The organism is Terrisporobacter sp., from assembly GCF_017888745.1.
GTDB lineage: Bacteria > Bacillota > Clostridia > Peptostreptococcales > Peptostreptococcaceae > Terrisporobacter.
In genome coordinates, this window is the sequence record NZ_JAGHFM010000411.1 from 1 (window position 1) to 1,844 (window position 1,844).

2 protein-coding genes are annotated in these 1,844 nt (G+C 29.6%); one reads left to right on the forward strand and one right to left on the reverse strand.

What is annotated here, in order from left to right:
* Nucleotides 1-712 (reverse strand): DUF3298 and DUF4163 domain-containing protein (locus J7G74_RS16580; protein WP_297137461.1); only part of this gene is annotated, 712 nt, incomplete at its 3' end.
* A 201-nt stretch (nucleotides 713-913) separates the two neighbouring features.
* On the opposite strand from J7G74_RS16580, the gene J7G74_RS16585 reads away from it, so the two are divergent.
* Nucleotides 914-1,786: a class I SAM-dependent methyltransferase gene (locus J7G74_RS16585; RefSeq protein WP_297137464.1), complete on the forward strand. Its 873-nt coding sequence runs from the start codon at nucleotides 914-916 to the stop codon at nucleotides 1,784-1,786.
* The last annotated feature ends 58 nt before the right edge of the window (nucleotides 1,787-1,844 follow it).

The window sequence follows — 1,844 nt, forward strand, 5'->3', positions numbered from 1 at the left end:
TATTGAAGTTCATATTTTTTACATTGCAGTAGAAACGAGGATTTATATAAGATTCAAAGTTTGTAAATTCAAGAACAAACTTAGGTATTCCAGCTTCTTGCGGTGCAATCTCATCTAAAGCAAAATAAATAACGATACCTTGATCTGTTAAATAAAAAGCTTGGTCGTTGGGAATATCAACAACTGTATTAGGATAGAATGCTTCTGGATTTTGGCTAATTTGATAATTAATAAAGTCTGATACCAGTTTCAAGTAATTAACACCTGGTCTAAATATATCTTTAAGTAATAATTGATTTCCTGATAATAAATCTATATTATAACTATATAAATCATTGTATTTAAGTGAAGTGTTGCCTTCGTAAGCATAGAGATTTAATATAATACTAATAGCTTGGTTTTTATTAAAAGTGATTGCGAAATCTGAATATACTTGATAATTTTCTTTTTTCTGATTCCCATTTGAATTTTCAACATTTATTTGTTGCTCTTCTTCGTAAATACCTGTTTTAAAAGTATTTACATCAGAACGTATAGTATTATTTAAGTTATTTAAAATATTTTGATTAACTTGAAAATATCCATTCTTGACATTATGGATAACAGGATACTTTAAATTATAATAGAAATACTCATTCCTACCTATATCCTCTATAAACTGGATATACAAGGTATTAAAAAAACATGTATTATTAATGGGGTTTAAATTCATACTTAATTCCTCCTAGACAAATTATTTGCATTAATAATTTATATGCAAGAAAAAATGAAATAATAATATATTGATGTAAATGGTTATAAACGTTGGAAATAAGGAACTAAATAAAGTATATAAACTAATTAAAATACCTAAAATAAAATTAGTTAGTATGATATAATACATAGGATTAGTAAGAAATTTAGGAGGATATAAATGTTATTATTAGCAGACAAATGGAAAGATTATGAACTTATAGATATGGGAAATGGAGAAAAATTAGAACGTTGGGGAAATATAGTATTAAGAAGACCTGATCCTCAAGTTATGTGGCCGATAAAAAAAGAAAGTGGCCTATGGAAAACTCCTCACGGTCATTATCATAGAAGTGCAAAAGGTGGGGGACACTGGGAGACTAAGAAAAAGTATCCGCAAAAATGGACTGTAAACTATAACGGATTAAAGTTCAACATAAGTCCGACTGGATTTAAACATACAGGGTTGTTCCCAGAACAAGCGGCAAACTGGGATTGGCAAATGGATATGATAAAAAAAGCAGGAAGACCTATAAAGGTATTAAATTTATTTGCATATACTGGTGGAGCAACAGTAGCTTGTGCAGCAGCAGGAGCAGAGGTATGTCACGTTGATGCATCTAAAGGTATGGTTACTTGGGCAAAAGAAAACTTACAAACATCAGGACTTGGAGATAGAAAAGTAAGATTTATAGTAGACGATGTTGTTAAGTTTGTTGAAAGAGAAATAAGAAGAGGAAATAAATATGATGCTATAATAATGGACCCACCTTCATATGGAAGAGGACCTAAAGGTGAAGTTTGGCAAATAGAAGAAAAATTATATGGTTTAGTTGAATTATGTACAAAAGTATTATCTGATAAGCCTTTATTCTTCTTAATAAACTCATACACAACTGGATTATCTCCAATAATATTAGAACACATATTAGATGCTACAGTTGCTAGAAAAGCTAAGGGTGGTAATATATATGCAGGAGAAATAGGAATACCTACATCAAAAGACGGAAAAGTACTTCCATGCGGTATATTTGGAAGATGGGAGAGTAAATAACAATGATAAAGGTTATATATGAAGATAATCATTTATTAGTTGTTGAAAAGCCTGTAAA